At 39.9% G+C, this 6,132-nt stretch carries 8 protein-coding genes and 1 pseudogene; 5 read left to right on the forward strand and 4 right to left on the reverse strand.

The features are described from left to right. On the forward strand, positions 1-296 hold a 296-nt coding region (locus ACFE90_RS35105; RefSeq protein ID WP_375506887.1), incomplete at its 5' end, for a Uma2 family endonuclease. A gap of 76 nt (positions 297-372) precedes the next feature. On the opposite strand, the gene ACFE90_RS35110 is transcribed toward ACFE90_RS35105, so the two are convergent. Further along, a complete protein-coding gene (locus tag ACFE90_RS35110) occupies positions 373-1,914 on the reverse strand; it encodes a DUF3131 domain-containing protein (protein ID WP_375506888.1) in 1,542 nt (513 codons plus the stop codon). Between the two features lie 152 nt (positions 1,915-2,066). Between ACFE90_RS35110 and ACFE90_RS35115 the strand changes: the two genes are divergently transcribed. The 3 genes from ACFE90_RS35115 to ACFE90_RS35125 all read left to right on the forward strand — a co-directional run bounded on the left by ACFE90_RS35115 (position 2,067) and on the right by ACFE90_RS35125 (position 4,123). Further along, entirely contained in the window at positions 2,067-2,642 is a 576-nt protein-coding gene (locus ACFE90_RS35115; protein ID WP_375506889.1) for a TIGR04376 family protein, read from the forward strand. A gap of 465 nt (positions 2,643-3,107) precedes the next feature. Beyond that, positions 3,108-3,428, forward strand: a complete 321-nt coding sequence (locus ACFE90_RS35120) for a hypothetical protein (RefSeq protein WP_375506890.1) — start codon at positions 3,108-3,110, stop codon at positions 3,426-3,428. A gap of 86 nt (positions 3,429-3,514) precedes the next feature. Further along, positions 3,515-4,123, forward strand: coding sequence for a hypothetical protein (locus tag ACFE90_RS35125; RefSeq protein ID WP_375506891.1), 609 nt, complete (start codon positions 3,515-3,517; stop codon positions 4,121-4,123). A gap of 104 nt (positions 4,124-4,227) precedes the next feature. On the opposite strand, the gene ACFE90_RS35130 is transcribed toward ACFE90_RS35125, so the two are convergent. Beyond that, entirely contained in the window at positions 4,228-4,632 is a 405-nt protein-coding gene (locus tag ACFE90_RS35130; RefSeq protein WP_375506892.1) for a DUF4112 domain-containing protein, read from the reverse strand. A gap of 23 nt (positions 4,633-4,655) precedes the next feature. Beyond that, positions 4,656-4,826, reverse strand: a complete 171-nt coding sequence (locus ACFE90_RS35135; protein ID WP_375506893.1) for a hypothetical protein — start codon at positions 4,824-4,826, stop codon at positions 4,656-4,658. A gap of 277 nt (positions 4,827-5,103) precedes the next feature. On the opposite strand from ACFE90_RS35135, the gene ACFE90_RS35140 reads away from it, so the two are divergent. After that, on the forward strand, positions 5,104-5,664 hold the full coding sequence (locus ACFE90_RS35140) for a nitrate transporter (RefSeq protein WP_375506894.1): 561 nt from the start codon (positions 5,104-5,106) through the stop codon (positions 5,662-5,664). Between the two features lie 3 nt (positions 5,665-5,667). On the opposite strand, the pseudogene ACFE90_RS35145 reads toward ACFE90_RS35140, so the two are convergent. Continuing rightward, positions 5,668-5,928 (reverse strand): annotated as a pseudogene (locus ACFE90_RS35145) (collagen-like protein); the annotation flags it as partial. Positions 5,929-6,132: the final 204 nt, after the last annotated feature.

A 6,132-nucleotide genomic window follows, 5' to 3' on the forward strand; every position in this document is an offset into this window, starting at 1 on the left:
TCCCGGTTGATGCACTAGCGTTTAGTGTACTCTATCTACCTGCAATCTGCTGTATCTTCTGGATTGTAGAAGTTGCCAACACAAGTTTAAACAAGGACTTGGAGATCAAGGCTGCGATTTATGCGACGGCTGAGATTCAAGAATATTGGGTTTTAAGTTTATCTGCTAAACAGATAATTGTGTTCAGAAACCCTCAAAATGGTAAGTATGTTGAAAAATATACAATTAAGCAAGGAACAGTTACACCATTAGCGTTTGCGGATGTTTCAATATCCGTTCAAAGACTTTTGCCATAGGGTGGCGTTGCTGAATCGAGTGATGAATAGATTTATACAGGTATAGTTCTTCCGATATGCAACGCCAGTTTTTTTACTATCTAAGAATCTTAGCTGTAACTTGTGGTGTTCTGATAGCCCTTTTGGTTGACTTCTGGCTCTTGACTCCTGCCCAAACTGTGAGCGGTTGTCCAACTTGTTTATACAACAAGCTTTCTAAAATCACACCATTATTGTTGGCAGTAAGAGTTTTATTCGGCTGACGTAAAGATTCATAAAAGCCGTTGTAATAGCCATCTTTTGACTTTAGGTTGCCTTGGACGAAATCAAATAACTGGCTGGTGTAAGTAGTATTGTAAAGCACATGCCAGCCGATCGCAGCTTTGGCACTGAGGAACCGCAAATTGTTGTGTTTTTCTCTAGTATCTGCGATGGTTGCCCAAGGTTCTCCGTTGACAAACAAGCTGCTGTAAACAAAGTATGGGGGGCGATCTAAGTTATCTTCGGTGACGGCAGTTAATTGTTTTGTCGCTTCATAACGCGCTGCTTGAGCAGCTAAAATGCGATCAGCGTATATTTTAGGCAAAGCTTGAAACCCAGTTTCGATGCCATCTAAGATATAGGGTTCGCTAAGAACGTAGTTATTGGCTCCAGAGTTTTTAAAGTCCCGTTGGTCGTAAGGAACTCCCTGTCCGTAAAGATCAACAAAGGCAGTATGGGATTGATAATCCAATGCTTGTGTAACATCCAAGCCCCAAAGCTTTAAACCATAAGCAGCATAATTTTCATAGCCCAAGCGGCCTTCTTGGTTGTACTGTTCTTTGCCTTTGATAACGGCAGTACCGTACATTTGTCCATTTTTGGTCAGACGCTTGACTTGCCAATGTTGCCAAATTGCTTCTGTTTCTAGCTGCATCTCTGGATACTTTGTCCCGACAATCTTCAGCCAGATTGCCATTCGGCCTAAATCTATGGCTGACCAACCAATTTCTTCGCGTTTTTCTAATTGACCATAATTAACAGGTACTAGGGTTTTTGCATTGTAGACTTTGTTGGGTAGTTCGCCTTTGTATAAAGGCATAGATGCCAATGTATTCAACATTTTAGTCATTTTGGCATCAAATTCAGCCGCAGGCACGATATTGAGTTCTTTAGCACTAACCAAAGCTGCGATCGCTGCTGTCTGATCCCACATACTGACAGAGGCAAAGCCATCAACGGAATTGACTAAGCCAGTTTCATCGTTCCAGTTGCGCTGGAAGTATGACCAAGCCTGACGGGCAGTTGTCGTTTCCTCTGGGGTCAGGTTTCCAACTCTAGGAGCAACGTATGGAATTATTGATACAGTTAGTTGGTTCTTAGGAATGGGCTGACCTGGTAAAACTACGGATTTCGCATCAAGACTGGCAACTATTTCAGGTTCTTTAGCACCAGAAACAGGGCGTTGGGATTTCTCCGGTTGTACCGATTGTCGTGCAGCAGTTTGGGATGTTGATATTTCAGGTTTTTCTATAGAAGTCTTGAGAACTTGCTTAGACCAAACATTTAATATTGCGATCGCTATTAGACCGCTAACTACTCCTCCGACAGAAGCTAGTATGGACAAACTCTTAGATGGCGGTTGAAAATCAGAACTCATACTGATTAAAGCCTTATCTTGTAGGTTAGCGTTGCTTGCGTATTTTCACCAAATACATTCTTCCCAATTTTTAAATCTAACTAACACTCAGAAGTTCACCTGACTACTACTACAATAAAATAGTCACGCACCCAATCTCTGGAGTTCTAGCAGTGGGATTATTTGATGATTTGAGTCGGTTTCTAGAAAACCGTTTAGAAGAATTCTTGCGTAACAATCCACATTTGGAGTTAGAGGCGCTGCTAGAACAGCTGCGTGAGCAAGAGGAAGGCACATTAAAGCTGATCGCAGATTTACAATTACAAGAGAAGCGATCGCAAGAAGAAATTCTGTCCACCGCTCAAGAAATTCAGCGTTGGCATATCCGTATTCAAAAAGCCAAAAACGCCGGCAGAGAGGATTTGGCAAGTGCGGCAGGCGAGCGAGAAGCAGCCCTGTTGCGCGAAGGAAATCAGCGCTGGGGACACATGCAAGGGCTGAAAGAACGCATTAACCAATCTCAGGAACTACTGCGAAAAATTCAGCAACGGCGACAGGAAGTGCAAGCTAAAGCAGCCGAAGCACAGACAGCCCGTGCTAAAGCGCAAACCCAGCAGCGTTTTGAAACTAGCGGCTGGTCGAATAAAACTAGCAGTTATTCTGGTGGCTTTGATGACTTAGAAGAAAAGTTCCGTAGCTGGGAGACTCAGGATGAGTTAGAACAAATGAAGCGGAATTTAGGAAAATAATCGTAAAGATAGAGTCATTAGTCATTAGTCATTAGTTCAAGAGATATCATGCTCACCCAACGGCTTGCTCAGGGCATGGTTTGGGGTGAGGTATGTACCAAAAACTCTTTATCAAACGAGAAATACTGATTTTGCCGTTAGTTGTTAACTTTAGGGACTTCCAGTAAAACCTGCGGGGCGTTCCGCGAACATAGGGGCGCACTGTGCGCTCCTACAAATGTACAAATTAATTTGGGATAATTTATTTTTTGGAAGTCCCTTAGTGGCTCACTAGATTTATTACTATATTTTGTTTGTCCAAATTGGCACAATTATTCCTAAATATGTATGGTGTTATTGACCTGACTCATTTTTAAAGAAAAAATTAATTACGATATTTCGCACAAACGAAACCTTCACCGATTTGATCCTGTTGCGTATCTAGTAATTGAAAAATTTTGTCTTTCTCCTCTAACTTTTGGACTGTTGGCAGCAGTTACCGCTACTGTAGTTTATCTGTTTACTGCATGGATAACTGATACGCTGTGGTCTAAGCAAGAGCAGATGGGGTTGCTTCGAGACGGGATTCCCTGGTTACTAGGACTTTTCATCAATCCAGTAACATTGGGATATTACTTGTGGAGTTTTCAAGTAATCGATAAAGTAATTCAAGAGCTTGAAACATCTGACGTATTAGAAACTGACAAATCAGAGATTGATCAATTTGTTATTAACCTCTATTCCAAAAAATGGCGCAAGCTTTCTGCACCTGCCAGCGCTATCTTTTTCAGCACTATTGTTTTATAACTCGACCAAAATTAGAAAATAGTTGGACTAGCTCTAGTCTTCTAGCAACTTTGACTATTACGATTGCTACATTTGCAGTCGTATATATGGGTAGTATGCTTGTTCTCAATCTTATTACAAATATTTTGATTTTCTACCGACTCTTCGGAAAGAAGAATCTCGATATTAATCCTCTTCATCCCGATCGCTGTGGCGGTCTTCGATGTCTGAGTAATTATTCACTTCAAACTGCCTATCTAGTTGGTGTATTAGGTATCTTGATTGGCGTGATTGAGTATCAGGTAATTACACAAGGTATCGAAAAAGAATTGTGGTTTGTTCATTTAGTAATTCCACTATATATTTTGCTATCAATGGAATGTTTTTTTGGGCCATTGCTGGCAGCACATAGCGGTATGAAAAGAGCTAAAGAAGAGTCTTTACATAAAATTGCTCGACAGTTCCGAGCAGAGTATTCAGGCATTTATACTAGTCTGGCTGAAGAGACAGAAGCTTTCAAGAAAAAATCTGAAAAAATTCAGCAGCTACGTGCCTTGTACACTATGACTGATGAGTTGCCCGTTTGGCCCTTCGATGTCAAAACTTTCCGCCGATATCTCTTAACTGTTCTTACTCCTCTTATTGGTACTTTAATTGGTACAGTTCAAAAATTGTTGATCAATCTACTCAAGGAACAGGGTATCAAACTTGGCTAGTTAAAGGCGTTGTCACATAAAATTCAAATTCCTTTATCTAGAGACTTCTAAGATTGAAAGAGCCAGAAGGCAGTGACAAGATTAGTGATGCTATGACGACTAACTTAAACTTGCCTGAACTTACCAGAGTAAAGTTCATCAGACACTTTTTTGAGTTCTGGTTCAACTACTGTCAAATGTTGCTCTAAAATAGCCAAATTGCGAATATTAGACTTATAGAAAGCATCAAATAAATCACCCAATAAAGGCACAGTACCAACAACTGTTTCCAAACCAACATTAAAAATCATTTTGGCTAAATCTTGACGTGGGATGCCAAAACGGGTAGCTAAAAATATGATGTAAGCTGAAAATGCTGTACTGATTAAATCACCAGCACCTGGAACCAAACCAATAATTGGATCTATTCCAATGCGAAAACCTGTTAGAGGGATGCGTATAGATGTATCCATCAAACGACTGAGTTTGCGGATGCGATTGAGAGTAGCAAGGCGTTTAGCAGCGTCCATAATTTCTGATATTTACACTACTCTTAATTTGCACCATTTCTAATTATTTGTCCTGTACCGTCAGAAAGAAGAGGTAGTGGACTACCCACACTGACGCTATGAGATTGCTCCCGAACAATTTGCTCAAGCCCCAAGTCTGACCAAGCTTGATTTTGGGCAGCTTCATTAATAATTGGTATTAGTACAATTATCAAGCAAGTAAATTCTGGAAATTGTATTTAATTTACTAATCAGGATTTATTTTTCTGATAAGGTTTAGTAAAGCCAAGTTTTACATCTTCTTTGTAGTACTACTAGCACATCGTAAGAATACTTAAGTTTTTGATTAGCCATCAAGGAGGAAAAAATATCAAAAATCTTACGGTGTTCAAAGATGACGTGTAATTAAATACACTTTTCTATTCCTATTTTGTGTTATTGCCACAGTATTTCCCAAATTTTTTATATGAGAACTGAGGCAGAGAGAATAATATGTTTTTAGACATTTTAGCTAGCCTACAACGGTTATTTGTCGGTTACATTCCAGCCGTTGTCTTGGGTAGCTTTATTGGATATTTCATAGGCATGAATAGCATGATTTATCAGCTATTTAGGCTAATATTTCAAATACCACATAGTATCCCGCCTATAGCTTTGCTACCTATTGCCCTAATAGCATTTCAAGAGAGCGAATCGGCTGCTATTATAGTAGTTTTTTTAGGAACTCTCTGGACGATGATTATTAATACGGCAATAGGGATGCGGCATTTTCATAGACAGAATAATAACTTTCGAGTAGCTATATTTCATCTATTTCACGCCTTGAAAGTTAGCATTTGGGTAGCCTGGTTTATAGTTATTGCTACAGAAATGTTAATCGGCCCAAGAGGACTTGGCTTTACCCTGTGGGATGCTTATAAAGCTGGCAATGCCGATTACATAATCCAGGAGATCCTCTACATCGGTATCATTGGCTTTTTACTGGATCAATTACTAGATTTTGCAGCCTATATTCTCTCGCAAATGGTTTCAGATGGGAAAAAATCTTCCTAAATTTTATCTAGGCTTGCGGATTGCACCCTGCCAGCTAATAGTTTGCTTCGTAGAACGTATTCCCAAAGAACGAGTTGCTATGACTTCAATATCAACGTTGACACTAGGGCGTAAAGCTTCATCAGGAATTTTGAGTTTACCCAAAGCTAGAGTAAAACGGTTGTAGTCACGAGTCACAAGTTCGTTAGGAATATCCCCTTCATATTCAGTTTTGTAGCCAGAAAAACTGTGCAAGCCATCTTGTGCGCGGAATTTTACGCGAAACTATAAATAAGCAGAATGTCAGCAGTAGTGGCAGCTTACTCCTAAAAGCATTGTGCATCTAGTTACACCTAAAACTTTAGTTGAATTATCTACTCCTGACGCTGACTTTCAACAATTTGCTCACTCTTATCCAGTAATGCGTTATTGATATTATGTCCGCATAATTAGTTATGCTAACCACAGTCATTACACCCCACCCCCAAC

Origin of the sequence: uncultured Nostoc sp. (genome assembly GCF_964245445.1) — a bacterium.
In the GTDB taxonomy this organism is placed as follows: Bacteria; Cyanobacteriota; Cyanobacteriia; order Cyanobacteriales; family Nostocaceae; genus Nostoc.